At 62.1% G+C, this 25,948-nt stretch carries 26 protein-coding genes and 1 pseudogene; 17 read left to right on the top strand and 10 right to left on the bottom strand.

The genetic code is table 11. The features are described 5' to 3' along the window. Positions 1–156: 156 nt before the first annotated feature. Positions 157–1,029: a pentapeptide repeat-containing protein gene (locus FEZ60_RS07010; protein ID WP_172935787.1), complete on the bottom strand. Its 873-nt coding sequence runs from the start codon at positions 1,027–1,029 to the stop codon at positions 157–159. Positions 1,030–1,310: 281 nt separating this feature from the next. On the opposite strand from FEZ60_RS07010, the gene FEZ60_RS07005 reads away from it, so the two are divergent. The 3 genes from FEZ60_RS07005 to FEZ60_RS06995 all read left to right on the top strand — a co-directional run bounded on the left by FEZ60_RS07005 (position 1,311) and on the right by FEZ60_RS06995 (position 4,180). Further along, a complete protein-coding gene (locus FEZ60_RS07005; RefSeq protein ID WP_033234327.1) occupies positions 1,311–1,808 on the top strand; it encodes a glutathione peroxidase in 498 nt (165 codons plus the stop codon). Positions 1,809–1,878: 70 nt separating this feature from the next. After that, complete coding sequence (locus FEZ60_RS07000) at positions 1,879–2,583, top strand: DUF2334 domain-containing protein (protein WP_172935786.1); 705 nt, start codon at positions 1,879–1,881, stop codon at positions 2,581–2,583. Positions 2,584–2,812: 229 nt separating this feature from the next. Then, entirely contained in the window at positions 2,813–4,180 is a 1,368-nt protein-coding gene (locus tag FEZ60_RS06995) for an Ig-like domain-containing protein (RefSeq protein ID WP_172935785.1), read from the top strand. Between the two features lie 26 nt (positions 4,181–4,206). Here the strand turns inward: FEZ60_RS06995 and FEZ60_RS06990 are convergent, their stop codons facing one another. Continuing rightward, a complete protein-coding gene (locus tag FEZ60_RS06990) occupies positions 4,207–4,854 on the bottom strand; it encodes an MBL fold metallo-hydrolase (RefSeq protein ID WP_033233931.1) in 648 nt (215 codons plus the stop codon). Positions 4,855–4,993: 139 nt separating this feature from the next. Between FEZ60_RS06990 and purS the strand changes: the two genes are divergently transcribed. Together purS and purQ are read left to right on the top strand one after the other, a co-directional pair. After that, positions 4,994–5,233, top strand: a complete 240-nt coding sequence (purS, locus tag FEZ60_RS06985) for a phosphoribosylformylglycinamidine synthase subunit PurS (protein WP_003945817.1) — start codon at positions 4,994–4,996, stop codon at positions 5,231–5,233. After that, entirely contained in the window at positions 5,230–5,907 is a 678-nt protein-coding gene (purQ, locus tag FEZ60_RS06980; RefSeq protein WP_033233932.1) for a phosphoribosylformylglycinamidine synthase subunit PurQ, read from the top strand. The genes purS and purQ overlap by 4 nt, the downstream gene beginning before the upstream one ends. Positions 5,908–5,963: 56 nt before the next feature. On the opposite strand, the gene FEZ60_RS06975 is transcribed toward purQ, so the two are convergent. Both FEZ60_RS06975 and FEZ60_RS06970 read right to left on the bottom strand, forming a co-directional pair. Next, positions 5,964–7,052 (bottom strand): ATP-binding protein, encoded by a 1,089-nt coding sequence (locus FEZ60_RS06975; protein WP_045068779.1) that lies wholly within the window; start codon positions 7,050–7,052, stop codon positions 5,964–5,966. Continuing rightward, on the bottom strand, positions 7,049–7,768 hold the full coding sequence (locus tag FEZ60_RS06970; RefSeq protein WP_033233934.1) for a response regulator transcription factor: 720 nt from the start codon (positions 7,766–7,768) through the stop codon (positions 7,049–7,051). The genes FEZ60_RS06975 and FEZ60_RS06970 overlap by 4 nt, the downstream gene beginning before the upstream one ends. A gap of 212 nt (positions 7,769–7,980) precedes the next feature. Between FEZ60_RS06970 and FEZ60_RS06965 the strand changes: the two genes are divergently transcribed. Further along, a complete protein-coding gene (locus tag FEZ60_RS06965; protein WP_045069717.1) occupies positions 7,981–8,619 on the top strand; it encodes a DUF305 domain-containing protein in 639 nt (212 codons plus the stop codon). A 364-nt stretch (positions 8,620–8,983) separates the two neighbouring features. Beyond that, positions 8,984–9,352: pseudogene (locus FEZ60_RS06960) on the top strand (heavy metal translocating P-type ATPase); the annotation flags it as partial. Here the strand turns inward: FEZ60_RS06960 and FEZ60_RS06955 are convergent. Continuing rightward, positions 9,336–9,626 (bottom strand): YiaA/YiaB family inner membrane protein, encoded by a 291-nt coding sequence (locus FEZ60_RS06955; RefSeq protein WP_033233936.1) that lies wholly within the window; start codon positions 9,624–9,626, stop codon positions 9,336–9,338. The pseudogene FEZ60_RS06960 and the gene FEZ60_RS06955 sit on opposite strands and share 17 nt — an antisense overlap. Before the next feature lie 320 nt (positions 9,627–9,946). Here FEZ60_RS06955 and FEZ60_RS06950 point away from each other — a divergent pair, with 320 nt between their 5' ends. After that, positions 9,947–10,369, top strand: a complete 423-nt coding sequence (locus tag FEZ60_RS06950; protein WP_146153469.1) for a hypothetical protein — start codon at positions 9,947–9,949, stop codon at positions 10,367–10,369. 10 nt (positions 10,370–10,379) lie between these two features. Here the strand turns inward: FEZ60_RS06950 and FEZ60_RS06945 are convergent, their stop codons facing one another. The 4 genes from FEZ60_RS06945 to FEZ60_RS06930 all read right to left on the bottom strand — a co-directional run bounded on the left by FEZ60_RS06945 (position 10,380) and on the right by FEZ60_RS06930 (position 13,255). Further along, on the bottom strand, positions 10,380–10,790 hold the full coding sequence (locus FEZ60_RS06945; RefSeq protein WP_172935784.1) for an arsenate reductase ArsC: 411 nt from the start codon (positions 10,788–10,790) through the stop codon (positions 10,380–10,382). A gap of 29 nt (positions 10,791–10,819) precedes the next feature. After that, positions 10,820–11,929 (bottom strand): ACR3 family arsenite efflux transporter, encoded by a 1,110-nt coding sequence (arsB, locus tag FEZ60_RS06940; protein ID WP_033233939.1) that lies wholly within the window; start codon positions 11,927–11,929, stop codon positions 10,820–10,822. Continuing rightward, a complete protein-coding gene (locus FEZ60_RS06935) occupies positions 11,926–12,303 on the bottom strand; it encodes a metalloregulator ArsR/SmtB family transcription factor (RefSeq protein ID WP_033233940.1) in 378 nt (125 codons plus the stop codon). The genes arsB and FEZ60_RS06935 overlap by 4 nt, the downstream gene beginning before the upstream one ends. 67 nt (positions 12,304–12,370) lie before the next feature. After that, complete coding sequence (locus tag FEZ60_RS06930; RefSeq protein WP_033234329.1) at positions 12,371–13,255, bottom strand: metalloregulator ArsR/SmtB family transcription factor; 885 nt, start codon at positions 13,253–13,255, stop codon at positions 12,371–12,373. A gap of 99 nt (positions 13,256–13,354) precedes the next feature. Here FEZ60_RS06930 and FEZ60_RS06925 point away from each other — a divergent pair, with 99 nt between their 5' ends. From FEZ60_RS06925 to FEZ60_RS06910, 4 genes are read left to right on the top strand one after another with little or no spacing between them, the layout of a single operon-like run. Next, positions 13,355–14,701: an NAD(P)-binding domain-containing protein gene (locus FEZ60_RS06925; RefSeq protein ID WP_172935984.1), complete on the top strand. Its 1,347-nt coding sequence runs from the start codon at positions 13,355–13,357 to the stop codon at positions 14,699–14,701. 10 nt (positions 14,702–14,711) lie between these two features. Continuing rightward, on the top strand, positions 14,712–15,923 hold the full coding sequence (locus FEZ60_RS06920) for an MFS transporter (protein ID WP_045068787.1): 1,212 nt from the start codon (positions 14,712–14,714) through the stop codon (positions 15,921–15,923). A 44-nt stretch (positions 15,924–15,967) separates the two neighbouring features. Further along, complete coding sequence (locus FEZ60_RS06915; protein WP_045068789.1) at positions 15,968–16,321, top strand: VOC family protein; 354 nt, start codon at positions 15,968–15,970, stop codon at positions 16,319–16,321. A 29-nt stretch (positions 16,322–16,350) separates the two neighbouring features. Further along, positions 16,351–17,643, top strand: a complete 1,293-nt coding sequence (locus FEZ60_RS06910; protein WP_033234332.1) for a M18 family aminopeptidase — start codon at positions 16,351–16,353, stop codon at positions 17,641–17,643. Here FEZ60_RS06910 and FEZ60_RS06905 read toward each other — a convergent pair. Next, on the bottom strand, positions 17,627–18,616 hold the full coding sequence (locus FEZ60_RS06905) for a Dyp-type peroxidase (protein ID WP_172935782.1): 990 nt from the start codon (positions 18,614–18,616) through the stop codon (positions 17,627–17,629). The genes FEZ60_RS06910 and FEZ60_RS06905 overlap by 17 nt on opposite strands. A 252-nt stretch (positions 18,617–18,868) precedes the next feature. Here FEZ60_RS06905 and purL point away from each other — a divergent pair, with 252 nt between their 5' ends. From purL to purF, 5 genes are all read left to right on the top strand, one after another. After that, the gene (purL, locus tag FEZ60_RS06900) at positions 18,869–21,148 is read left to right on the top strand and encodes a phosphoribosylformylglycinamidine synthase subunit PurL (protein WP_172935781.1); all 2,280 of its coding nucleotides are present in this window, start codon (positions 18,869–18,871) and stop codon (positions 21,146–21,148) included. Between the two features lie 3 nt (positions 21,149–21,151). Beyond that, positions 21,152–22,936, top strand: a complete 1,785-nt coding sequence (locus tag FEZ60_RS06895; protein ID WP_095888303.1) for an alpha/beta hydrolase — start codon at positions 21,152–21,154, stop codon at positions 22,934–22,936. Next, a complete protein-coding gene (locus FEZ60_RS06890) occupies positions 22,933–23,589 on the top strand; it encodes a CPBP family intramembrane glutamic endopeptidase (RefSeq protein ID WP_033233944.1) in 657 nt (218 codons plus the stop codon). Before FEZ60_RS06895 ends, FEZ60_RS06890 begins: the two co-directional genes overlap by 4 nt. Beyond that, positions 23,589–23,975, top strand: coding sequence for a sterol carrier family protein (locus FEZ60_RS06885; protein WP_045068792.1), 387 nt, complete (start codon positions 23,589–23,591; stop codon positions 23,973–23,975). The genes FEZ60_RS06890 and FEZ60_RS06885 overlap by 1 nt, the downstream gene beginning before the upstream one ends. Before the next feature lie 386 nt (positions 23,976–24,361). Next, positions 24,362–25,939, top strand: a complete 1,578-nt coding sequence (purF, locus tag FEZ60_RS06880; protein WP_116102222.1) for an amidophosphoribosyltransferase — start codon at positions 24,362–24,364, stop codon at positions 25,937–25,939. The last annotated feature ends 9 nt before the right edge of the window (positions 25,940–25,948 follow it).

Raw genomic sequence — 25,948 nt, 5'->3', positions numbered from 1 at the left:
TCCTATCGAAGCCGCTGTGTCCGTCAACCGATCTTTTCTCGGACACTGAACGGTGAGAGAAGCCCGAACGGTAGTCCTCCACCCCTACGGAAGGGTTTGGAGGACAATGTTTTTGAGGGGTAGCCTGCACTGATGACGCGTGCACTGTCGGGAAGGTCAGCTGCCGAAGAACGAGTTCAGAGAGCCAAGGGATCCGGTGACGGGTGGTTCGCCCCAGTTCGGTCCGGGGATGACGTAGACGGTGAAGTAGCCATAACTGCCGCTGGAGGAAGTGGCGACGTCGCATTTCACGACCGTGAGCTCGGTGGGAAACTTTGTCCCGGAGGGATAGTCACAGGCGCCGAATTCCACTCCGGTGGGCATACTGGGAGTGGCCCATGTTACGTAGGCCCCGTCGTACGACCATCCGGCATCCATAACGTCCACAGTGATGTCGGCAGGCACTAGAGCTGAGCCGGTCAGGTTCAGGTCGGTCAGGTTCGCGCCGGTCAGGTTCGCGCCGGTGAGGTTCGCGCGGGTCAGGTTCGCTTCGGTGAGGTTCGCGCCGGTGAGGTCAGCGTCGGTGAGGTTCGCGCTGGTCAGGTCAGCGTCGGTGAGGTTCGCGTTGGCCAGGTTCGCGCCGGTCAGGTTCGCTTGACCCAGGTACGCGGAGTCCATGTTCGCGCCGGTCAGGGTTGCGTTGGCCAGGTTCGCGTCAGCCATGTAGGCGCCGTGCAGGTCAGTGCCGGTGAGGTCAGTGTCGGCGAGGTTCGCTTCGGTCAGGAACGCCCAGGACAGGTCCACGCCGGACAGGTCTACGCCGGACAGGTCCGCCCCATCACAATGGCTTCTGGCGGCCTCGTAGGGTTGGGGGTTGGCGATGTAATTTGCGCACCGACTGGCGAGGAATTCGGCGGCGGTTTCTGCTGACGCAGGTCCGACCGCGGTACCGAACGTCATGGAAGCGGCAAGCGTGATCCCGCCGACTAGGGCGGCGAGGCGGGCGCTACCAAGGCGAGTCCACCCAGAGCGAGAATCAAGAGTCGTCATCTATTTGGCCTTCACAATTTGGTCCCCGCGTGCGGCATGGCACCAGAAAGTAACCACTTCGCGAACATAACGGACATTTGGGCATCAAACACCCCGAAGCGGTGGCCCCTTTAGGTCACTCTTCGGCAATGGACTTACGTGGCCGGAAGTGCCCTGGTCGACATGTCGTACTGGATCACCGGCGTCGGATCGTTCGGTGGGCTCACCGTTCTGGACGACCTCGATCGAATTCTCGGAGCATCGACGTAGCGGTGGGCGAGATAGTCGCTAAGTTGGACATCATGACAACTCCAGTACAGAACATCGTGATCAACACACTCGGCGGTGTACCCACCTCGCTGGGCGAATACGGTGGCCGGGCCGTGCTCGTGGTCAACGTCGCGTCCAAGTGCGGTCTCACCCCGCAGTACGCGACGCTCGAGAAGCTGGCGAGTGAGTACGCAGATCGCGGCCTGACCGTGATCGGTATCCCATGCAACCAGTTCATGGGCCAAGAACCCGGCACCGCCGAAGAGATCGAATCCTTCTGCTCCACCACTTACGGAGTCACGTTCCCGATGATGGAGAAGATCGAGGTCAACGGCGAGAACCGTCACCCGCTGTACGCAGAACTCACCAAGACTCCCGATGCAGACGGCGAAGCCGGCGACATTCAGTGGAACTTCGAAAAGTTCCTCATCGCGCCGGACGGAACCGTCGTCAACCGTTTCCGTCCGCGCACCGAGCCGGACGCTCCCGAGGTCATTGCCGCCATCGAAGCGGTTCTGCCGCACAACTGACCACCACCTGCCGCCGGATGATCATCCGGCGGCAGTGTGTTGTTCACCCGGAGCTGCCACCATCAGAGGTATGTCTGCTGAACTGATCGTGTCAGTGTCCGGAATCAGAGACGAGACATGTTATCTCGCTGCGGGATTCGCAGACGAGATGGATGCAAGGGGAGTGCGGCTTTCCCTCCTCGTGGCACCCAGGCTCAAAGACAAATACCGACTCGCCGACGACGCCGTCACCGCTGCCTGGCTGCGTGAACGCCGCGAGCACGGGGATGCCGTCGTATTGCACGGTTACGATCAGGCGGCGACCAAGCGTCGGCGCGCGGAGTTCGCGACGCTGTCCAGGCATGAGGCAAAACTCCGTCTGCTGGCAGCAGATCGAGTGTTGGAGCAGGCAGGATTGCGCACCAGAGTGTTCGCTCCGCCCCGCTGGGTGGCCTCCACCGGAGCGATGTCGGTGTTGCCGGAGGCCGGATTTCGCTCGATGGCCGGACTCGGCGCCGTGCACGACCTTGCGCGAGGAACATCGCAGCGAGGTCGTGTTCTCGGAATCGGTGAGGGTTTCAAAGTCGAACCGTGGTGGTGCCGGGCCCTGATCCTCGGGGCCGGCCGTACCGCAAAGCGCGGCGGCCTTGTCCGACTGTCGATTTCGGCCAAGCAGTTGGGGAACGAAGGGCCGCGTCGGGCGATGCTCGACGCGATCGACCTTGCGCTCTTCCATGAAGCGGCATCGAATGTGTACCGGTGGAACTCATCGGCGTCGGAACTGGGCGCGGCGTAGATTGCCTTCATGGCAACTATTGAGTAGCTGGATTGGTCAGTTGAGTTCTCGGTCGCGCGCCGGAATGTACGTTCAATACCTTTTATGTGATCAGCGACGGTATTTTCGGACTCTCAACAATTTGCGGGCAAAGTGGACAATCATCCTCGGGGGTGTGGTCGACGCCTCGGTTCGGTGCTACGGTGCTTCCAGTTAATTTACCGCTAGTAGATCGGGCTGGGATACAACCATGCGCGCACGAGTGTTCTCGAAGTCGACTAATCGACGTATTGTCGCGGCAGTGGGCGCACTCGCCTGCGCGGCACTGGTACCCACTGTGGCAACTGCGGCACCGGTCGACCTGGGTTCGCTGTCCACTGGCAGCCTGGATGGCGGATCGAGCGACTCGGGCCAGGGCGCCCTCGTTGCAACCGTCGATGATCAGGGCTCGTCCTTGACGTTGCGGTTGGACAAGGTAGATCTGCGCGGCAAGGATTTTCGTATGGCCGTGCAGAAATCCGGTGGCGCCCTTGTTGATTCGGAGTTGCCTGCACCACGTTCGTATCTCGGAAGCGTCGACGGTCATCCAGACGCAGTTGTTGCCGCCATCGTCGACTCCACCGGAACCCTTCGTGGACAGGTGATCTTCGATCGAGGCGCCTCTATCGATTTTGTCGGCTCGTCGGTAGTGGGCCGTACCTCCGCGCCGACCGACGCGGCCCCCACATGGCCAACCGCTGCTATCGCGCCCGCGTCGGCTGCATCAGTGGGAAAAACCATGAAGCAGTTCGACATCGGATTGGATCTGAGCGGGGAGTGGTACTCCGCGCACGGCAACGGCAGTCCTGCAGTTGCATTGGATCGCGTCGAGGAATCCATCGCGCGAACTGCGGTGATCTGGATGAGGGACGTGGGAATTCGGCCGGTCGTCGGTCAAGTCGTGCTGCGGGCCGATGCAGCCAGTGATCCGTACAAGACCTCCTGCGAAAACTTTGATGCTCTCGAGAGCGAGTGGTCCGACAAAGTCGGCACCACCGTGGATCAGGCGACAGTAGTGTGCAAGTCCGGTGGCGGAAACGCCTACTACTCCAAGTTCCTCATCGATCACAGCTACGCGCACGTCGGCGCGGAAGGCGACGGTAACTTCTCCCGGGTACTCCGTCACGAACTGGGACACAATTTTTACGCCGATGACTACCACGGAGGTAGCGCGGAGGGCCGCACGATCATGAACGGCAATGATCTGGCCCGCTTCGACGGAACAGAATTTGCTGCCATCGTCGATGCCGCCGAGGTCGCGTCGGCTCGACTCGATGACCTGGGCCGGTACACCGCGACCGCGTTGCCGCCTTACGCAGCACTCGACACCGCAGAAGTTCGATCCGGTGCTACGGCCACGATCGACGCAGTCGCGAATGATCATGACAGCAACGGAGATTCGATCTCCGTGACCGGTGTCGAGGCAACGTCACTGCTCGGTGGCACCGTGAAGCTCGAAAACGGCAAAGTGGTGTTCAAAGCCGGAACGAAGACGGGCACCGACAAGATTCTCTACACCCTTACCGACGCGAATGGTGGGACAAGCACCGGCTGGATCATCGTCAAGGTGAAGGCATAGAAGAAACTCGCCTCGGAAAACTCCAGCTACGCAATCTCGACGTCGGACTCCTCGTCGAGCACCCGGAACTCGGTGCCGGCGGGGGCCATGTCGGAGTAACGACCGTAGAAGATGCCAGATGCCTCCTCGCGGAGTATGCCCTGATGAATAGGCACCGCGACACGAGGAGCTACCGCTCGGAGATAGTCGACGGCTTCCCAGATCTTCAACCACGGCGCAGCGGCAGGCAAAGCAAGAACATCAACGGACTGCTCGGGCACGACCAACGAGTCACCCGGGTGCATGAACTGTGCCGGATTGACGGCATCGCCGAGTAGGAAAGCAGTGTTGTCGATCATCGGCAGATCGGGATGAATGATCGCGTGCTCGCCGCCTGCGCCGGTCACCTGAACCTCACCGATGCTGAAGTGCTCACCCGCCCGAACGGCATTCCACCGGCCACCGAGCTTGGCCGCAGTTTGCGGATCGCTGTACAAAGCCGCGTCGGGATTCGCGTCGACGAGAGCGGGCAGACGCTCTGGATCCGCGTGATCCGGGTGCTGATGCGTTACGAGAATGGCGTCGAGGCCGGTCACGCCCTCGAAACCGTGCGAGAAATTGCCCGGATCGAAGAGGATTTTCGAACCGTTCAATTCGACAAGTACACAGGAATGGCCAAAATGTGTCAGTCGCATGATTTCGAGTATGCCTTTTACAGGTGGTGGGCGTCACCCCAGCTCTCACTCGATGCGAAGGTTCCAGACTGCGCCCGGTAAACTCGTCGATACCCGGTGTTTCACTCTGGGTTCGCGCACTAGTACCGAGGAGCAGCACGTGGCCCGTGTCGTCGTCGAAGTCATGCCCAAGGCCGAGATTCTCGACCCCCAGGGACAGGCCATTGTCGGGGCACTGTCTCGCCTGGGCTTTGCAGGAGTATCCGATGTCCGTCAGGGCAAGCGGTTCGAGTTGGAAATCGACGGCAGCGTCGAAGATGCCGAGCTCGAGAAGATCGCCGAAGGCCTACTGGCCAACACGGTGATCGAGGATTGGACCGTCAGGCGAGTCGAGGCATGAGCGCACGAATCGGAGTCATCACCTTCCCGGGCACACTCGACGACGTCGACGCAGCTCGCGCGGTGAACTTGGCCGGCGGTGAAGCTGTGGCACTGTGGCACGGCGACGCCGACCTCAAGGGCGTCGACGCAGTCATCGTCCCCGGTGGATTCTCCTACGGCGATTACCTTCGCTGTGGTGCGATCGCACGGTTCGCTCCGGCCATGGGCAAGGTTGTCGAAGCAGCCAAGGGCGGCATGCCCGTCCTCGGCATCTGCAACGGCTTCCAGATCCTCTGCGAAGCTGGTTTGCTCCCCGGAGCCCTCACCCGCAACCAGGGTCTGCACTTCATCTGCCGCGACGAGTGGCTGACCGTCGAAGCCACCAACACGGCCTGGTCTTCACGTTACGAGGCCGGCGCGCAGATCCTCATCCCCCTCAAGTCGGGTGAAGGTCGCTTCCAGGCATCCGAGAACGTTCTCGACGAACTCGAAGGCGAAGGCCGCGTCGTATTCCGTTACTCGGAAGAGAACCCCAACGGCTCACAGCGTCGTATTGCGGGTATTTCCTCCGCCAACGGTCGCGTCGTCGGACTCATGCCGCACCCCGAGCACGCCACCGAGGCTCTTACCGGCCCCAGCGACGACGGACTCGGCTTGTTCTACTCGGCATTGGATTCCATCGTCAACGCCTGATACATCTTTTCGGCAGCGCCCGCCCACCAGTTCACCTGGTTGGCGGGCGCTGTTTTTCATGTGTCTGATGCGAGTTGCCCGGGCAGTGCAAGTTCGAGGATGGTGCCGCCGAGCGGATTCGGCCGAGCCGTCAACGAGCCGCCGTGGGCGCGTGCGAGACTCCGCGCAATGGTAAGCCCCAATCCGGAACCGTCGGAACTCTCGCCGCGATGAAACCTGTCGAACACAGACTCGAGTTGATCCTCCGAGATGCCCTCACCGGTGTCGCTGACAGCTACCGAAACGTGGTCGGGCGATTCTGTGACGGCTACGGCGACGCTTCCCCCGCCTGGCGTGTGCCGCAATGCATTCTCGAGAAGGTTGGACAGAATTTGTTCGATCCGCTGGCGATCGACGCGAACTCTCACCGGGTGCGCAGGTGTTGCCGTAGACAGCGTCACGGCGCGTTCCTCGAACCGTGGTGCGACCGCAGTTGTTGTGCTGCAGACGATATCGCTGAGGTCGTCGGCTGCGAGAATGAGATCCAGGGCGTGCTCGTCGGCCGCCGAAACATCGGAGAGATCATGAGCGAGCCGTCGCAGTCGTTCCAGTTGATCGCGCATCACTGCCCATGACGTGCCATCGGCCTCGAGCACACCATCCTCGAGGCCGTCCACGTAAGCTGCCAAAGTTGATACCGGAGTGCGTAATTCGTGGGCCAGATCCGCCAACAGGCGCTTACGGACGCGATCGGAATGATCCAGTCGCTCGGCCATGTCGGAGAATGCGCCTTCCAGGCGCGTGAAATCCGAGTCGACATCCGATTGCTCGATGTGGACGTCGTACTTGCCTTCGGCGACGCTCTGCGCCGCGACCGCGAGTCGACTGATAGGTGCGGTAATCCGCCGAACGACGTACACCGCAGCGATACTCGCGCCGACGAGTGCAACCGCTATGCCACTCAACAGTGCCACGAATATTGTTTGGCTGAAGGCTTCTTCGGTGTGCAGGCGGACGTTGTCGTCTTCGATCCCGGCCATCGCGAGGTGATTGTGGAACAGAGGAGCCGCAATTGCGACAGCGACCGCAGCGATCGTCACGCAACACACCAGTAGAACGACAATCTGAGCGACCAGCAACCTGCCGCGCAGGCCGAGGCGGTTCATGACGACCTCAATGCATAACCCATACCGCGCACGGTCCGGATGAAACGGGGATCTGCTGCGTCGTCGCCGAGTTTGCGTCGGAGCGCGCGGATGTGGACGTCGACGATGTGCTGATCGCCGAACCACGAGGAACCCCAGACTGCCGTGATGATGTCGCTTCGGCTCAGGGCGGCGTCGGGTCTTGTCGCCAGGGCAGTGAGAAGTTCGAACTCGGTGGGGGTGAGTTCTACGGGCGCTCCGTCGACGCGCACGGTCCGCGCGATGAGGTCGATATCGAGGCCGTCCGGCGTCGGCAACGGTTCGGACATCAGGCTCGACGCCCGGGGTCTACGCAGAAGCGCTTTGACGCGCGCGACAAGTTCGCGCGGTCCGAAGGGTTTGACCACGTAGTCGTCCGCACCGGCTGCGAGTCCCGCGACCTTGTCGGACTCGTCGCCGCGGGCCGACAACATCAGAATGTAGGCATCGGAGAAACTGCGGATTCGTCGGCAGACTTCCATGCCGTCGAATCCGGGAAGCATCAGATCCAGAACGACAAGCGAAGGTTCGAAATCATGGGCAGCCGCGACGGCGGTCGGACCGTCATGCGCGATGCGAACGTGAAAACCTTCGCGTGCAAGGTAATTGGCTACCACCTTGGCGAGTGCCGGTTCGTCCTCGACCACCAGGACGCGGTCGGCTCCCTCGGCGCGTGAGTGTCCGGATTCGGAGTTCATGTTGTCAGGTTAGCCCAGCAGCGAGGCGATATCGGCGCCTTCCGGTGGACTGTGAAGATTCGATGAAGGTGCTCCGTTTCGATCGCTTATCACGGGCTTCGGCGCACTCTCGCCGGTAGGGTGGTGGACGCACGCTTCGAAGATTTCAATTTCGAAGCCGTTGCACAGTAATAAGTTTCGTGTGAAGTCGGATTTTCAGGAGTGTTGTCGTGGTGTTCTCTCTCAAGAGTGGTTATGTGAAGTTTGTTCCCGTCTTGGCAGCAGGTGCGTTGGTGATCGCCGGTTGTTCGGACGGCGGTGATTCGGCGCCCACAACTGCAGCGGAGACATCGATATCCGCCACCCAGACTGCGGTCCCGCAGGGAGTTAACGCAGCGGACATCGAGTTCTTGGAGGGGATGTACCCGCACCACGCCCAGGCGCTCGACATGGCAAAAATGGTTGAGGGGCGGACGGATAACGCTGAACTGATCGCGCTGGCAGCGCAGATCGAAGCTGCTCAGGACCCGGAAATGCAGCAAATGTCGGAAATGCTGACACAGTGGGGGCGCCCCGACCCGGCGTCCAACCCCACAGGCGGCATGGACCATTCCGGTCACGGAGTAGGAATGGCGGACATGCCGGGCATGATGTCGGATGACGACATGGCCGAGATGATGGATGCCCAGGGTGTCGAGTTCGACAAGATGTGGCTGACCATGATGATCGAACATCACACCGGCGCGATCACCATGTCGCAGACCGAACTCGACTCCGGGTTGGATCCAACTGCCGAGAAGCTGGCAGAAGAGATCATCGCTGCTCAGCAGGCCGAGATTGTGCAGATGCAAGCGATGCTGGCCGCCTTGTAGCGGTGCCCGCGATTGTCGAGGTGTTGATTCGGGCATTCGTTCAGGACATGGACGAGTCCATGATCACCGGTGAGTTGAAAACGGTGCGGCGCACAATCGGTGATCAGGTGGTTGCGGGCACTGTGGCCTGCGCATGTTCTCGAGCGCCATGCGGTCGGTAATCAGAATCCCCGCTCGCGCAGCATGTTCCGTGGCAATCGACCCTACCAACGGGATTGCCAGCCCCAGCGCGTGCGGACACGCAATCACCAGCACGGTGATGGTGCGGGTCGGAATCCGTGGCTGAGGTGATTTCAGGTAGCGATCACTGGTTGGGTGAAGGCTCGACGGTGCTGCATGTATTGAGGGACAACGTCGTGATGGGGCGTTGGCCCAGGCCGATGTCGGTATCGCCAGTGGCGCCGGCACTGACGTGGCGATCGCGTCGGCGGGAGTTGTTCTGGCCAGCGATGATCCGCGAGCGGTAGCCTCGGTTATCGAGCTGTCGCACGCAACCTACCGGAAAATGGTTCAGAACTTGTGGTGGGCAGCGGGTTACAACGCGATTTCGGTTCCCTTGGCTGCGGGTGTGCTGGCGCCTGCCGGGTTTGTGCTGCCCATGGAAGTGGGGGCAATCCTGATGTCGGTATCGACCGTGGTGGTTGCGGTCAACGCTCAATTGCTTCGACGGTTGGATCTGCGGCAACCACCCGTCCCCGCGGGGGAGTCGAAAGTCCTCACGCCGCAGCTTTGAATGGATCGTGTTCCGCGATCAGTTTGTCGAGCCTGGCTTCATCCATACGAACCCGGACGGTGGAGGCTTCCTGCTGATCGCGAATCACCTTTGCCAAGGTGAATGTGCTGGTCACCAGAAACAGTAGAGACATGCCGAGGAATCCGCGCTGCCAGGCGTCGATCGGTAGGTAGGCGATGCCCACGAGGGTGCCTACGAAGCTCACGGCAAACGCTATTCCGGCCTGTGCAAAAAATGCGGCGGTGCTCTTCGAGGGTGTTGTCGGTGTGCTCATGACAATAAGTCTGCAGGTCCGAGCGCCTTGGCTGGATGCGTAGTCCTACTCGAGTTCTCACGGTACTTACCCGGCAGGTACCGGGCATAGTTGTATACATACCAACCGGTACTTTGTTGTATGTAGATAGTTCACTACAAAAGAAGTTTTCGGGCGAATGTAACAAAACACTTGCCGTTTCTTTACAGATCTGGGTAACCTGTAACGGTAAGCCTGGTGGACAGGCTGAATGTCTACGGCATCCGATGGCGTATGGATGACCGTTGTGACAAGACCGTTATTGCGAAATCGGTGGAGGTAGCATCATGGAAGGCGTTCCCATGTCTCGTCAGGCAATCAGTCTCGGCAGCTTGAATGGGTTGTCCGACAATGACAATCGGCAATACGGCGGCGGGGGTTTAGCAGATCGCCTTGGTGTCCTGTTCCAATCGGCGGCCGAATCGGGGACGGTACTCACTCGTGGGCACCTTGCGGCAGTGTTGTCCTGCTCGGATGCTCAGTGGGAGATGGCTGGTGGAGTGCTGACCGATGGTCGCGAACTCCTGGGGCAAGACCCCCGGAAGATCGTCCTGGAATGGTTGGGCGAGATGGGTGGCAGCAACGAGGTCGAGGTATCGGACGTCTGGGCGCTGCGATTCATGCGTGTCGCGGAGGGGTTGTCCAGTGAGTCACTTGCACTGTTGGTGCAGGCGTGTGCTCACTTGGCGCAGTCGGAACGCAGCGAGAACCACACTGCAGTTTAGGTAGTAGCAGCTAGACCGGTTGGGCCGTGAGTTCGTCGACAAGTGCCTGTACATGGGCCTTGATCTTGTCCCGGATAGGTCGGACGGCGTCGATGCCCGCTCCAGTCGGATCATCGAGAACCCAGTCTCGGTAGCTTGTACCCGGGAAGACCGGGCAAGTATCACCGCAACCCATCGTGATGACAACGTCCGAATTCTGCACTGCATCGGCGGTGAGAATCTTCGGAGTTTGGTCGGAGATATCGATACCTAGCTCCGCCATCGCTTCGACCGCAGCGGAATTGACGCTCTCGGCCGGCGCGGATCCGGCTGAGCGAACCTCGATGGCATCGGCGGCGAAATGATTCAGGAATCCGGCCGCCATCTGTGACCGGCCGGCATTGTGGACGCACACGAACAGAACGCTGGGCTTGTCGGACATGAGTTTCGGGTTCCTTTCACGAAGCAACTCTAGGACGATGCGTTTGTAGAGTCGGCAGATTCGAGTGAAATATCCTGGGTGGCAAAGCGTTTACGTAGAGCGAGTGAGACGTAGACCAAGCCGACCAGCACCGGTACCTCGATCAGTGGGCCGACAACACCGGCGAGTGCTTGGCCGGACGTGGCGCCGTACGTGGCGATGGCAACGGCGATTGCCAATTCGAAGTTGTTGCCGGCTGCGGTGAACGCGAGTGTTGTGGTGCGTTTGTATCCCAATCCCATTGTGGCACCGAGGATGTAGCCTCCGCCCCACATCAGAGCGAAGTAAGCCAGCAGGGGAAGCGCTATGCGGACGACGTCCCACGGCTGCGAAGTGATCTGCTCGCCTTGCAGCGAAAACAGGACAACGATAGTGAACAGCAGACCGTAGAGCGCCCACGGGCTGATCTTGGGAATGAACGTGTTGTCGTACCAGTCTCGGCCTTTCGACCGCTCACCGAAAAAGCGGGACAGGAAGCCGGCGAGCAACGGGATGCCGAGAAAGATCAGCACGGATTTGGCGATCTGCCACGGTGACGTATCGATCGTTGTCTGCTCGAGGCCGAGCCACCCGGGCAGAACCGAGAGGTAGAACCAGCCGAGCACGGCGAACATGACTACCTGGAACACCGAGTTGATGGCTACCAATACCGCGGCGGCTTCGCGGTCTCCGCAGGCCAGGTCGTTCCAGATGATGACCATTGCGATACAGCGGGCCAGACCGACGATGATCAGACCCGTCCGGTATTCGGGGAGGTCGGGCAGGAAAAGCCAGGCAAGGGCGAACATCAGTGCCGGTCCGAGGATCCAGTTCAGGAACAGCGATCCGGCAAGGAGTTTCTTGTCGCCGGTGACGGTGTCGAGGCGGTCGTATCGGACTTTCGCGAGTACGGGATACATCATGATCAGCAAGCCCAGCGCGATCGGCAGCGAGATACCGTCGATCTGCACCTTTTCGATTGCTGTGTTCAAGCCTGGAACCCAACGGCCCAGGAGCAGTCCGGCAACCATCGCGACACCGATCCACGCCGGAAGAAATCGGTCGAGAGTGGAGAGTTTGCCGACAACGGCTGGATTCTTGGTTGTGGCAGCGTTGCTCATGCCGTGACCTCGGCGCATTCGTCTGCGGCGGATCCTTCGACCAGGAGAACCGCTGAAAGCTGTCGTAGTGCAGCAGGAACAACCCAGTAGTACACCCAGGTGCCACGTCGTTCGCAGTCGAGCAGTCCGGCCTGGCGCAGCACCTTGAGGTGATGCGAGATTGTCGGCTGAGACAGATCGAACGTGTCGGAAATGTCGCAGACGCAGGCTTCTCCACCCTTGTGGCTGGCCACCAGGCTCAACAGGCGCAGTCGCACGGGGTCGCCGAGTGCCTTGAACATCCGGGCCAAGTCACCGGCCCAGTCCTCGGTCAACGGTTCGCGGACAAGTGGGGTGCAGCACGCGTCGGATTCCGGCACGTCTTGATTCGACATTCGTCAATATTGACAGATGTCGAAATAGGGCGCAATTCGGCGATGGCCGAACCGTCGCTCGAAGACCTCAGGCGGACTCGGCCGCTGATCTCCGTTCGAGAAGAACGGTGTCGCGCCAGATGCCGTCGAGTTGGGCGATCTTCTCGCGGATGCCGACGGTGCGGAACCCGGCGGAGTGATGCAGTGAGATCGAAGCGCGGTTTTCGGGGAAGATCGAGGTCTGCAAGGTCCAGAAGCCGTCATCGTCGGCGGACATAACCTGCTTGCGTAGCAGTGCTTTTCCGACGCCTCGGCCACGCATCCCGTCGGCTACATAGACGGAATTCTCGGCAACCCCGCGGTAGCAGTCTCTCCCGGAGGCTTGGCTCAGAGTCGCCCATCCCACGACGAGATCGTCGATGGTCGCGACCCAGCGGTGTTTTGGCAGCCACTGCACATCGAGTTGCTCGCGGGTAGGAACCTCGACGGCGAAGGTGGCGTTGCGGGTGTCGATCCCTTCGCCGTAGATCCGTAGGACCGCGTCCCAGTCTTTGTCGGCCATCGCCCGCACGGTGACGTCGTCGGGCAGATCGGTCGGGCAGCAGGGCCGCGGCGCGAGAACTCCCATGACGATGTCGGCCGGCTGCGGCAAGGCAACGCAGCACGTCGGACTCATCGCAACAACGGTGCTGGTTCCATCCTTGCGCAGATCTACGAATCCCACGTCGGCGAGCTTGCGTAGATGGTGGGAAACGGTTGGTTGTCCGATTCCCAGAGCTTCTGCGAGTGCGCCGACGGTAATCCCGCCGGAAGCGCTCGCGACCCGGTGCAGGAGTCGGACCCGCATCGGCTCGGCCAGGCAAGCGAACCACTGTGCATACGTGTCGGCGTCACTCTGTTCGATCAGGTTCGAACCGATCTGGCCCTGAGCCGAATCGCCGATGCGAACGGCCGGAGTCTGCAGCGATGTCATATTCACACTATATCGATAACGGTCGATGGTTGCATTCATCGACGTTCGTCAATATAGTCGGATTAAATATTGATGACTGTCGATGAAGGAGTGTTGGTGATGGATGAACTACCTGTTGTGGTGATCGGAGCCGGACCGATCGGTCTCGCTGCCGCTGCGCAGTTGCGCGAGCGCGGCCTCGCGCCGCTGGTGTTCGAGCGCGGCGAGGTGGCGGGCGCAGCGATATCCGAATGGAATCACGTGCGGCTGTTTTCGCGTTGGTCCGAACTTGTCGACCCGGCGGCTCGGCGCCTGCTCGAGCAGAAGGGATGGAACTCGCCCGACGCCGATACTTACCCGACTGGGCAACAATGGCGACGGCTCTACCTCGAGCCGCTCGCCAAAGCCCTCGGCGATGTGGTCCAGTTTGGCACCGAGGTGGTCGGCGTTGCCCGGCGCGGCCGCGACCTGGTCGTTGACGACGGCCGGGACTCGGAACCCCTCTCGATTCATATTCGTCGTACCGACGGGACCGAGGATCGAGTCTTCGCTCAAGGTGTTGTCGATGCGTCAGGGACCTGGGGAGAACCCAATCCTCTTGGCGGGGAAGGTTTGCCGGCGCTCGGGGAGAATGCAGCCAGGGATGTGATCACGTACCGTGTCCCCGATCTCGACGACGAGGTCGTGCGCGCACGTTTCGCAGGAAAGCACACCGTCATCGCGGGCAGCGGTCATTCGGCGCTGACGGCGATGGTCGCCCTGGCAGCACTTGAAGCGGAGGGCACCCGAATCACCTGGGTGGTCCGGCGGGGGAATGTCGGTTCCGCGTTCGGCGGCGGCGAGTCTGACGAGCTGCCCGCTCGCGGTGCGCTCGGACTGCGCGCGAAGAAGGCCGTCGACGACGGGCTCCTCACTGTGGTCGCCGGATTCCGCACCGCAAGTGTCGAATCCGCGGGGGACGGCCAGGTGTCGCTGATCTCCGATGGCGGTCACCGGGTCGAGAACGTCGACAATGTCGTCGCATTGACCGGCTTCCGTCCTGATTTGTCCTGGCTCTCGGAAATCCGCCTCGGTCTCGACCCCGTATTGCAGGCACCGACACAGCTCGCGCCGCTGATCGACCCGAACGTCCACTCCTGCGGCACGGTGTATCCCCATGGCGCGAAGGAACTTCGACACCCCGAACCGGGTGTGTACCTGGCGGGGATGAAGAGCTACGGCCGCGCGCCGACGTTCTTGGCCATGACCGGATACGAGCAGGTTCGCAGCATCGCCGCCGAACTTGCCGGTGATCACGAAGCTGCTGCCCGGGTGGAGTTGATTCTCCCGGAAACCGGAGTCTGCGGTGGGGCAGGAGTTTTCGACGAACCCGATACAGCGGAAAGTGAAGGTGGTTGCTGCGCTACACCGGCTCCGCAACTGATTTCACTCTCCGGCCGCGCCGGTAGTGCCAACTCCTGCGGATAGAACCCAACCGATGACCACCGTCGAGGATCCGTCCGTTGCCCTCGCTCCTTCGGGTCTGCGGCGGGTCCTGGCGGCGTTGTGCCTGACAGAAATTACCAGTTGGGGAATCCTGTACTACGCGTTTCCTGTTCTGTCGGTGTCGATCTCACGCGACACCGGATGGTCGATCACGGTGATCGTGGCTGCGTTTTCCGTCAGTCAGCTGATTGCTGCCGCAGTCGGGATTCCGGTCGGGCGAGTCCTTGACCGACACGGGCCCCGCTGGGTCATGACCACGGGTTCGGTGCTTGCGGTCCCTGCGGTTGTCGCCATTGCGACAGCGCCTACGATCCCTGTCTTTTTTGCCGGGTGGGTACTCGCAGGAGTCGCAATGGGGGCGGTGCTGTATCCACCGGCATTCGCCGCGTTGACGCGTTGGTACGGTGACGGCCACGTCAAAGCGCTGATGATTCTCACACTTGCCGCCGGTTTGGCCAGCACGGTATTCGCGCCGATTTCCGCTGCTCTTGACGATCGATTCGATTGGCGCACAACGTACTTGGTTCTCGCGCTCATTTTGGCTGCAGTTACTATCCCCGGGCATATCTGGGGTTTGCGAGGTTCGTGGCCCGAACCGGTCCGCCTTGCCGGGGCGCACCCAGGCGATTTCCGAAACGCCGTCCGCAGTCCTGCCTTTCTGGCACTCGCCATTGCTCTCGCAGCCGGGGCGTTCGCCGCGTCGGCGGGAGTGTTCAATCTTGTGCTGCTGTTGATCGAGCGAGGTTTCAGTCCCGGTCTTGCCGCTCTGACGCTCGGGTTGGGCGGCGCCGGCCAGGTTGTCGGCCGACTCTTCTATCTGCCGTTTGCGGCACGAACGACCGTTCGTATGCGCACCGTATCCGTTATTGCAGTCGCCGGACTGAGCACCGCCGGGCTAGGTCTCACTGGCGTAGCCACCGTATTGATCGGTCTGGCAATCGGCGCGGGATTGGTCCGCGGAATCTTCACCCTCATCCAGGCCACTGCGATTACCGATCGATGGGGAAGAGAGCACTACGGCCGTCTGAGCGGAATCATGTCGGCGCCGATCGTCATTGCCATGGCGCTCGGGCCGTGGGCCGGCAGCGTGCTCTCGATGTGGTCCGGGAGTTATGCCCACGCCTACCTGATTCTCGGAGCGGTCGCCGTCGTTGCCGCCGCGATCGGTGCCGCAAGCATTCCCGCTGCGGTCTCTCCGAAGTGAGAGAATTTTCCTCAATTGTCGGTGCCTTCCTTTACCGTTGGCCCATGACACTGACTCTGGGAATGATCACATTCGACAGCCTTGATCCAGGTCCACTCGCGCGATGGTGGGCTGAGCAGTTGGGCGGCAGCGTCACACAGGAGAACGACGGATGGTTCTACGTCGTCGAGGTTCCCGGCGCCTCCGCCAATTTTGCCTTCCAGAAAGTCCCGGATCCCACGGCCGGAAAGAACCGAATCCACCTCGATCTGTCCAGCGAGGATCTCGACGCTGAAGTGTCGCGGCTGATCGAGGCCGGCGCCTCTGAGCATCACCGCGAGAACATGGACGGATTCCGCTGGGTGACACTGACAGACCCAGACGGCAATCAGTTCTGTGTGTCCGGCGCCCACAGCTGAGTGGTGGCTAGTCGGGCATGATGAAGGACATGACTTCCCACCCTTCTCTGACCGGGGCCGACGCTACTGGCCTGTGCAGTTTCGTTGATTCGTCGCCGTCACCGTTCCACGTGTGTGCAACAGTGGCGTCGCAGCTCACAGCCAGCGGATTTGTGGAACTGCAGGAGACCCAGCCGTGGCCGTCGGAGCCGGGACGGTATTTCCTGGTGCGGGGCGGTTCACTGATCGCGTGGAGTACCGACGGAGTCAGCGATTCCGCGCCGTTCCGCATCGTCGGCGGTCATACCGACAGCCCGAACTTGCGGGTGAAGCAGCATCCGGATCTGACGTCGGCGGGCTGGCAGATGGTAGGCCTCGAGCCGTATGGCGGAGCTTTGCTGAACTCGTGGCTTGACCGCGATCTCGGTATTTCCGGCCGTGTGAGTGTCCGGGTGGGAAACACGGTGGAGCAGAAGCTGGTTCGCATCGACGACCCGATTCTTCGTGTCCCGCAATTGGCGATCCATCTGTCCGAGGACCGCAAGGGCGTCACACTGGATCCGCAGCGGCATGTCAACGGAATCTGGGGTGTGGGCAACAAGCCCAAGTCCTTCATCGGATTTGTCGCCGGTCGGGCCGGAGTTGCCGAATCATCCGTTCTGGGTTGGGAGTTGATGACTCACGACCTGGCGCCGAGCGCTGTCGTTGGCCTGGGCAAAGAACTCGTCAGTGCGCCGCGGCTCGACAACCAGGGCACGTGTTATGCCGGGACACAAGCACTTCTAGCCGCCGCCGAATCCCCGGGGAACCATGTCCCGGTGCTTGCGCTCTTCGATCACGAAGAGGTAGGCAGCATGTCCGACCGCGGTGCGTTCTCGGATCTGCTCAACACGGTCCTCGAACGAATAGTGTTGGGCCGCGGCGGTGGCCGCGGTGAATTCCTTCAGGCAATGGCAGGTTCGGTGTGCGCGTCCGGCGACATGGCGCACGCGACGCATCCCAACTACCCAGAACGTCACGAACCCGCGCACCGCATCGAGATCAACGGTGGGCCGGTGCTCAAGGTCAACCAGAATCTGCGATACGCGACGGACGCTGCCGGTGCCGGTGAGTTCGCACTTGCCTGCGACCAAGCGGGAGTTCCGTTGCAGCGCTACGTGCATCGGGCTGATCTGCCGTGCGGTTCTACCATCGGACCGATCACCGCATCGCGTACCGGGCTGTCCACCGTGGACGTCGGGGCGCCTCAGCTCGCGATGCACTCGGCTCGCGAGCTGATGGGCGCCGCCGACATCACGATGTATGCGGACGCTCTCGGCGCGTTTCTTACACCAAGGAGTTAGAAGCCGAGGAGTTAGAGGCCATAGCGGGGAGTTTCTCGAAGAATTCCGTGGTCGGGGTGAAGAACATCGAACCCGTCACGGCTGTCGAGAAGTCGAGAAGGCGGTCGTAGTTACCGCGCGGTGAGCCGAGGAACATGTTCTCCAACATGCGCTCGGTGATGGCGGGAGTGGCGCAGTACCCGATGAAGAATGTGCCGATCTCGTCATCACCGAGGCGTCCGTAGGGCATGTTGGCGCGCAGAATTTCGAGGGAGTTGCCGTCGTCGTCCTTGATCGCGTTGAGCGCGACGTGTGAGTTGGCCGGCATGACGTCCTTGGACATCTCGATGTCCTCGAGTTTGGTACGGCCGATGACGCGTTCCTGTTCGTCGACTGTGATCGCTTCCCACTCACGCATGTTGTGGATGTATCGCTGGATATGGACGTAACTGCCGCCCGAGAAATCGGGATCTTCGTCGCCGACGGTCACGGCAGCGATCGCGGCGCGGCCCGACGGGTTCTCGGTTCCGTCCACGAAGCCGATGAGGTCGCGGTTCTCGAAATACTGGAAACCGTGAATCTCGTCGACAACAGTTGCCGCGCCGTGCAGGCGCTTCGTGATCTGACGAGCTACCTCGAAGCACGCGTCCATGCTCATCGCACGAATGTGGAAGAGCAGATCTCCGGGCGTCGACGGCGCGTGATGGACGTCTCCCTGCAGAGCAGTGAACGGTCGTAGCAAGGCGGGCCGCGGACCGGCGAACAAACGATCCCAGACGTCCGAACCGATGCTGGTCACCACGTCCAAACCGGAACCGGGAACGCGCAGACCCACCGACCGCTGCAGGCCGGCCACATCGGCGAGCAATGCGCGCGTTGTGTCCTCCCCAGCAGGGTTCACCGTCGCAACCAGGAAAATCGCCGCGGGAGTCAGGGGGGTCGTCACCGACTGGGATTGAGCCGTGACGTCCGACTGACGCACATCCTGTGGCATGGGGAAACCTTCCGTTCGAGTACCAAGCGACACCGGACCGAAAATAAAAACCGACCGGTTACCGAAACCGTAAAGGAGTGTGACGGGGACGACTTCGAAGACCCGCTGCTCGCGTCGGTGCCGCCGTCTGCGGAAGTCGTCGGCCCACCCCGATAGACTGTCTCCCGGCACGTTCTTTCGTTGGGCACATTTGTGGTGTCCCGCTCCGCGCCGGCTCGCTCTTGACTCCCGTAGGGAAGGGACCCCTCTCCAGTGTCTGCTCATCAGGTCGATACCGTCACGCACGCATCGGCTGATCCCGATGCCGCTCAGCCGTTCAAGGAGCTAGGTCTCAAGGACGACGAATATGCCCGCATCAAGGAGATCCTGGGTCGCCGTCCCACGGACGCCGAACTGGCGATGTACTCGGTGATGTGGAGCGAGCACTGCTCGTACAAGTCCTCCAAGGTCCACCTCGGCTACTTCGGCAAGACCACCACCGACGAGATGCGCGCCAACATGCTGGCCGGTATCGGTGAGAACGCCGGCGTCGTCGACATCGGCGACGGTTGGGCAGTCACGTTCAAGGTCGAGAGCCACAACCACCCGTCCTACGTCGAGCCATACCAGGGTGCGGCAACCGGCGTCGGCGGCATCGTCCGCGACATCATGGCAATGGGCGCCCGGCCGATCGCCGTCATGGATCAGCTGCGTTTCGGCGCTGCTGACGCCCCGGATACCCGTCGAGTCGTCGACGGTGTCGTGCGCGGCGTCGGTGGATACGGCAACTCCCTCGGCCTCCCCAACATCGGCGGCGAGACCGTCTTCGACGAGTCCTATGCCGGCAACCCGCTGGTCAACGCCCTCGCTGCCGGCGTCATGCGCGTCGAGGATCTGCACCTTGCCTTTGCTTCGGGTGCAGGCAACAAGATCATCCTGTTCGGCGCTCGTACCGGTCTCGACGGCATCGGCGGCGTCTCGGTTCTCGCGTCGGCAACGTTCGACGGTGACGGTGGCGGTCGTAAGAAGCTCCCTGCGGTTCAGGTGGGCGACCCCTTCACCGAGAAGGTGCTCATCGAGTGCTGCCTCGACCTTTACAAGGCCGGACTCGTAGTCGGTATCCAGGACCTCGGCGGCGCCGGACTGTCCTGCGCCACCTCCGAGCTGGCTGCAGCCGGTGACGGCGGTATGCACATCAACCTCGAAAAGGTTCCGATGCGTGCCACCGGAATGACCCCGGCCGAGGTTCTCTCCAGCGAATCGCAGGAGCGCATGTGCGCCGTGGTGACGCCCGAGAACGTCGACGCGTTCATGGAGGTCTGCAAGAAGTGGGACGTCCTGGCCACCGACATCGGCGAGGTCACCGACGGTGAGCACCTCACCATCTCCTGGCACGGCGAGACCGTCGTCGACGTCCCCCCGCGCACCGTCGCTCACGAGGGCCCGGTCTACCACCGTCCCGTCGAGCGTCCGGCCACCCAGGACGCGTTGATCGCGAACACCACCGCAGGACTCAAGCGCCCCGAGACGGATGAAGAACTCGAAGCCACCCTGCTGAAGATGATTGCTTCGCCTGCCCTGTGCAGTCGCAAGTGGATCACCGAGCAGTACGACCGCTACGTCCGCGGCAACACCGTTCTGGCCGAGAACGCCGACGGCGGCGTCATCCGCATCGACGAGAAGACCGGCCGCGGAATCGCGCTGTCCACCGACGCCTCGGGCCGCTACACCGCGCTCGACCCGTACACCGGTGCGCAGCTCGCTCTCGCAGAGGCATTCCGCAACGTGGCAGTCACGGGCGCAACGCCCAAGGCCGTCTCCAACTGCCTCAACTTCGGTTCCCCCGAAGACCCGGGCGTCATGTGGCAGTTCCAGCAGGCCGTTCGCGGCCTCGCAGATGGTTGCGCCACACTCGGAATCCCGGTAACCGGCGGCAACGTCAGCTTCTACAACCAGACCGGATCCACGGCCATCCTGCCGACGCCGGTGGTTGCCGTCCTCGGTGTGATCGACGACGTTCACCGCCGTATCCCGACGGGCCTCGGACTCGAGCCTGGCGAGACGCTGATCCTGCTCGGCGACACCCACGACGAGTTCGACGGCTCCATCTGGTCGCAGGTCGAGCACGGTCACCTCGGTGGCGTGCCGCCGAAGGTCGACCTCGCCCGTGAGCAGCTTCTCGCCGACATCCTGCTCGCCTCCTCGCGTGACGGACTGGTCACCGCAGCTCACGACCTCTCCGAGGGTGGACTGGCCCAGGCTGTCGTCGAAGCCGCGCTGGCCGGCGAAACCGGTTGCCGCATCCTGATTCCCGAGGGCGCAGATCCGTTCGTGACCCTGTTCTCGGAATCGTCCGGACGCGTCCTGGTTGCGGTTCCTCGCACCGAGGAGACCCGCTTCACCGGTATGTGCACCGCTCGCGGCTTGCCGTGGACGCGTATCGGGGTCGTCGACGAGGGCAGCGACTCCGTCGAGGTCCAGGGACACTTCTCCGTCACGATGGCCAAGCTCCGTGAGGCCTTCGAGGGAACGCTGCCCGCACTGTTCGGGTGATAGATGGTCGATTCCGGAGAACTGACTTCTTCTGACAGCCAGCCGCAGGAACACCACCTGCGGCTGGCTGTTCCCGCATCTCTCGAGAGGCTCGACAATCCCTTCACCGAGTGGGCGTGGGGGCTCCTCAAACTCGACTTCACCGGCATTGCGTTTGCCGCGTTCTTCTTCTGCTGGTCGCTGACTCCTTCGCTGTTGCCGCGTGATTGGCTGTTCCAAGGTTTGATCGGCGGTATCAACTCGGCCATCGGTTACGGTGTCGGAACGGCAATCGGGTGGGCCGTGGAGCGGTATTTGCTCAGTGGCCGTCGCTGGTGGCCTCTTCCCGAACCGGTGCCGAGCGCGATCAAGATCTTTGTTCCGGTCGCGTCGATCGTTGCCTCGATCATCATGCTCGTCTACGCCGCGGGGTGGCAGCGCGAAATCGCCGCGCTGACCGACGCGGAAGGCACCACCACCAGCGGATACATTCGCACTCTCGGCCTGAGCGTGCTCATCGGTGGTTCACTGATCGCGTTGTGGCGGTTGCTTCACGATCTGGTGAAACTCATTGCGCGCGTGCTGATGCGACGCTTCCGCTGGTCGCGGTCGGTTGCCAACGGCGTCGGCGTTGTGGTTGTGACGGTTCTGTTCTTCATGTTGGTCGACGGCGTACTGGTGCGCGGAATCTACGCCGCGACCAACTCGATTTTCAGTCTGCAGAACTCCACCACGCGCGACGGCGTCGTAGAACCACAGGATCCGATGAAATCGGGCAGCCCCGAATCTGCCGCGCCCTGGGACACATTGGGGTTCGAGGGACGGAACTTCGTCTCACGCGGTTTGAACGCACAGGAACTCGAAGCGGCCAACGGCAAGCCCGCGACGGACCCCATCCGCGTGTATGCGGGCTTGGAAAGTGCCGAAGATCCGGATGAGCGCATGGATCTGGTCATCAAGGAACTCGAGCGGACCGGCGCTTTCCAGCGCAAGGTGCTCGTTGTCATTCCGACGACCGGTACCGGTTGGGTGAATCCCACCGCCGCGCAAGCGATCGAGTTGGTCGGAAACGGCGATACGGCGCTGGTCGCCAGCCAGTACTCGTATCTGCCGAGCTGGATCTCTTTCCTCGCAGATCAGGAAAAGGCGCAAGCTGCCGGACGCCTCTTGATCGAGCGGGTTCACGAAAGATGGCTCCAGGAACCGGAAGCCACCAGACCCAAGTTCATGGTCTACGGCGAAAGCCTCGGCGTCATGGCCGGCGCTGGAGCTTTCGACACTCTTCAAGCCGCCCGCGAGACCGCTGACGGAATCTTGTGGGTGGGCCCGCCAAATGCCACGTCGCTGTGGCGTTCGATTGTGCAACGACGCGACCCCGGCACAACCGAAGTGGCTCCCGTCTACGCTGACGGTCTGGCTGGGGTCCGGTTTGCGGATCGAGCCGAAGACATTCCGACCGCCGCAATGGTGTGGCCGGACCCCCATGTGCTGTTCATCCAGCACCCATCGGATCCGGTGGTGTGGTGGTCGCCCGACCTCATGTTCAACCGGCCACCGTGGTTGAAGGAGATTCCTGGATTCGACCGGTCACCGTCGATGAAATGGTTCCCGATCGTCACGTTCTGGCAGGTCTCTGCAGATCTCGGTAATGCTGCGGGTGTTCCGGACGGGCACGGCCACAACTACGGAACCACCGTGCTCGACGGCTGGGTCAGCGTCGCTCAACCAGAAGGCTGGACGGCGGCAGACACCGAGCGAGTGCGGGCGTCACTGGTTGCCGCGTTGCAGTCTCAAGGCCCGGAGAAATGAGGGGAGTAGCGTCGATTGCGCTCTCGGTAGCTGCGATCACGTGGAGCAATGCGGTGCTCCCGGCGTTCGGACTTTCACCCCGCGCGCGGGCAGTGGTCAACACCGTGGTGGGGTGCTCGGCCATCGGAGTCCTTCGGGCGCGCGGTTACAGCCGTGAGGAATTGGGTTTGGCCCACACCGGTATTCGTGGCGGTGCGCAGTTCGGGGGAGCTGCGGCCGGGGCAGTCCTTACCGGTTACAGCGTTGCCTTGGCCGTTCCGTCGTTGCGCGCGACCCTCGCTGCCGACGAGCGCGCGGACGGTCGCGAAGACTTCCTCGAATGGATCATCCTGCATATCCCGTTCGGTACGGTGTTGTCCGAAGAATTGTTGTTCCGCAGCGCTATGTCCGCAGTCTGGAATCGTGAACTGAACCGCCCAACAGCGCAGGCCGTGCATGCTCTCACCTTCGGGTTGTGGCACGTCGCGCCGGCGCGCGGCGCCGGCGACAATGTCCCTGCCGCAGTGGCCTTTACGGGCGCGTCGGCGTTGCTGTTCGAGTGGCTGCACCGCCGAGGTGGCAGCGTCCTCGCGCCGGCGTTACTGCACCTGGCGACCAATGCTGGTGGAGCACTTGCCGTTCGAATCGCCACCAATGGACAGGGAGTGAACTGATGCCACCGCGCCGCGCGGTCGACCCCGCAGAATTTCGTGCCGCGATTCTTGCTGTCGGACCTTGGCTTCGAGATCCGGAGCTTCCGAAGCCTTCTCGTGCTGAACTCGGTGCGGCAGTGAAGATGAGTGCGCGCACTCTCGAACAGATTGCTCCTGGATCGAGCGTTGAGGTGCGGGTCCCACCCTTTGTCGCGGTGCAATGCATCGAAGGTCCGCGTCACACTCGCGGAACCCCACCCAACGTCGTCGAAACCGATACTCGTACATGGTTGTTGATGGTGACCGGCCTGCTCGAGTTCGGTGAAGCTGCCGCTGACGGCCGGGTTGATGCATCCGGCAGTCGGGCTCCCGAAATTGCGCACTGGTTGCCGCTACTGCGATTGTGACATCAAGCTACGAACGGTTAGCTGACGAAACACTCAGTAGGGGGTTGACGTCGTAGTGGGGTCCGAATCTCTCGCGAGCGACTGATGCAGCCCTGACATGGTGCAGGTGGATCGACCGGGCGATCACGACGCTCAATTCGAGAATGAGAACGGTCGGCTCATCAGTGGAGATCCTTCCAGGCGATATCTTTTTCGGCGAATACGGAGTAGTCGGTTGCGGGGCTCCGAACTGAGTGGCGCGCCGTGCGCCATCGCTGAAATTCGCCGCGGCGACTGCAGAGACTGATCGGTCCGATTCAAGGCAAGGTTGCCCTGGGCAAGGCACGAGGAGAATTGGCCGTAGACTGTGTATGCCCCCCAACCCCTGCCCACAAAGGGAGCGCCACGTGACTCGTGCCGATCTGTCGGTCAACAGTCCAAATCTCCTCGCTACGAACCCGTCCGACGAGGACGAGAACGAGCCCCGCGAAGAATGCGGTGTATTCGGCGTCTGGGCGCCGGGAGAGGATGTGGCGAAGCTCACGTATTACGGACTGTATGCGCTACAACACCGTGGTCAGGAAGCTGCCGGCATTGCGGTGGCCGACGGCTCCCAGGTGCTGGTGTTCAAGGATCTCGGCCTGGTCAGCCAGGTGTTCGACGAGCAGACCCTCGCAGCGATGCCAGGTCACGTCGCCGTCGGACATTGCCGCTACTCCACGACCGGGTCCACGACGTGGGAGAACGCGCAGCCCATCTTCCGCACCACGGCGGCGGGCACGGGCATCGCCCTCGGCCACAACGGCAACCTGGTGAACACCGCTGAACTCGCGAGCCGCACTCGCGCAGCCGGCCTGGTCAACGACAAGCGCCCAAACGCTGCGACTTCCGACTCCGACCTCATCGGTGGTCTGCTGGCACACGCTGCCGGCGACAGCACCATCGAGCAGGCCGCCATGGAACTGCTTCCCACTCTGGAAGGCGCGTTCTGCCTCACCTTCATGGACGAGCACACGCTCTACGCAGCGCGTGATCCGCACGGAATTCGTCCGCTCTGCCTCGGTCGCCTGGATCGCGGTTGGGTGGTTGCCAGCGAAACTGCAGCCCTCGACATCGTGGGCGCGTCGTTCGTCCGCGACATCGAACCCGGTGAGCTGCTCGCGATCGACGCCGACGGCGTCCGCTCCTCCCGTTTCGCGAACCCGACGCCCAAGGGTTGCGTCTTCGAATACGTCTACCTCGCCCGTCCCGACAGCGTGATCGGTGGCCGTTCGGTCCACTCGACCCGCGTCGAAATCGGCCGCCTGCTCGCCAGCGAGCATCCTGCCGAGGGTGACTTGGTCATTCCCGTTCCCGAGTCCGGCACTCCCGCAGCAGTCGGGTACGCACAGGGTTCAGGCATCCCCTACGGCCAGGGACTGATGAAGAACGCCTACGTCGGCCGTACCTTCATCCAGCCGTCGCAGACCATTCGTCAGCTCGGCATCAGGCTCAAGCTCAACCCGCTCAAGGAAGTTATCCGCGGCAAACGGCTTGTTGTGGTGGATGATTCGATCGTCCGCGGAAACACGCAGCGTGCGCTCATCCGGATGCTCCGCGAAGCCGGCGCCCTCGAAATTCACGTCCGCATCGCTTCGCCGCCGGTCAAGTGGCCATGCTTCTACGGCATCGACTTCGCCTCACCGGCCGAACTGATCGCCAACGGAGCGGGCGGACAGGATGCCACGTTCGAGGAGATGCTCGACGGTGTGCGTCGTTCCATCGGAGCGGACAGCCTCGGCTACATCTCCACCGAAGGCATGATCGCGGCTACCGAGCAGCCCGCAAGCCGTCTCTGTGCTGCCTGCTTCGACGGCACCTACCCGATTGCGCTCCCGAAGGAGACGTCGATGGGTAAGAACGTCCTCGAAGGCATGCTCGAGAGTGCAGCCGGTTCGGCTGCCACGCGCGACAACGACAACGCGAGCGCTCTCAGCCGCCCGTAATCTGCCGAA

It is taken from the genome of Rhodococcus sp. MS16, from assembly GCF_013277795.1.
GTDB lineage: Bacteria > Actinomycetota > Actinomycetes > Mycobacteriales > Mycobacteriaceae > Rhodococcus_F > Rhodococcus_F globerula.
Note: the sequence above shows the minus strand (reverse complement) of the source record. Positions and strands in the feature narration are given on the sequence as shown.

Coding starts and splice junctions, on each gene's coding strand:
- FEZ60_RS07010 (WP_172935787.1), bottom strand. CDS start 1,029: ATGACGACTCTTGATTCTCGCTCTGGGTGGACTCGCCTTGGTAGCGCC.
- FEZ60_RS07005 (WP_033234327.1), top strand. CDS start 1,311: ATGACAACTCCAGTACAGAACATCGTGATCAACACACTCGGCGGTGTA.
- FEZ60_RS07000 (WP_172935786.1), top strand. CDS start 1,879: ATGTCTGCTGAACTGATCGTGTCAGTGTCCGGAATCAGAGACGAGACA.
- FEZ60_RS06995 (WP_172935785.1), top strand. CDS start 2,813: ATGCGCGCACGAGTGTTCTCGAAGTCGACTAATCGACGTATTGTCGCG.
- FEZ60_RS06990 (WP_033233931.1), bottom strand. CDS start 4,854: ATGCGACTGACACATTTTGGCCATTCCTGTGTACTTGTCGAATTGAAC.
- purQ (WP_033233932.1), top strand. CDS start 5,230: ATGAGCGCACGAATCGGAGTCATCACCTTCCCGGGCACACTCGACGAC.
- FEZ60_RS06975 (WP_045068779.1), bottom strand. CDS start 7,052: ATGAACCGCCTCGGCCTGCGCGGCAGGTTGCTGGTCGCTCAGATTGTC.
- FEZ60_RS06970 (WP_033233934.1), bottom strand. CDS start 7,768: ATGAACTCCGAATCCGGACACTCACGCGCCGAGGGAGCCGACCGCGTC.
- FEZ60_RS06955 (WP_033233936.1), bottom strand. CDS start 9,626: ATGAGCACACCGACAACACCCTCGAAGAGCACCGCCGCATTTTTTGCA.
- FEZ60_RS06950 (WP_146153469.1), top strand. CDS start 9,947: ATGTCTCGTCAGGCAATCAGTCTCGGCAGCTTGAATGGGTTGTCCGAC.
- FEZ60_RS06945 (WP_172935784.1), bottom strand. CDS start 10,790: ATGTCCGACAAGCCCAGCGTTCTGTTCGTGTGCGTCCACAATGCCGGC.
- arsB (WP_033233939.1), bottom strand. CDS start 11,929: ATGAGCAACGCTGCCACAACCAAGAATCCAGCCGTTGTCGGCAAACTC.
- FEZ60_RS06935 (WP_033233940.1), bottom strand. CDS start 12,303: ATGTCGAATCAAGACGTGCCGGAATCCGACGCGTGCTGCACCCCACTT.
- FEZ60_RS06930 (WP_033234329.1), bottom strand. CDS start 13,255: ATGACATCGCTGCAGACTCCGGCCGTTCGCATCGGCGATTCGGCTCAG.
- FEZ60_RS06925 (WP_172935984.1), top strand. CDS start 13,355: ATGGATGAACTACCTGTTGTGGTGATCGGAGCCGGACCGATCGGTCTC.
- FEZ60_RS06920 (WP_045068787.1), top strand. CDS start 14,712: ATGACCACCGTCGAGGATCCGTCCGTTGCCCTCGCTCCTTCGGGTCTG.
- FEZ60_RS06915 (WP_045068789.1), top strand. CDS start 15,968: ATGACACTGACTCTGGGAATGATCACATTCGACAGCCTTGATCCAGGT.
- FEZ60_RS06910 (WP_033234332.1), top strand. CDS start 16,351: ATGACTTCCCACCCTTCTCTGACCGGGGCCGACGCTACTGGCCTGTGC.
- FEZ60_RS06905 (WP_172935782.1), bottom strand. CDS start 18,616: ATGCCACAGGATGTGCGTCAGTCGGACGTCACGGCTCAATCCCAGTCG.
- FEZ60_RS06895 (WP_095888303.1), top strand. CDS start 21,152: ATGGTCGATTCCGGAGAACTGACTTCTTCTGACAGCCAGCCGCAGGAA.
- FEZ60_RS06890 (WP_033233944.1), top strand. CDS start 22,933: ATGAGGGGAGTAGCGTCGATTGCGCTCTCGGTAGCTGCGATCACGTGG.
- FEZ60_RS06885 (WP_045068792.1), top strand. CDS start 23,589: ATGCCACCGCGCCGCGCGGTCGACCCCGCAGAATTTCGTGCCGCGATT.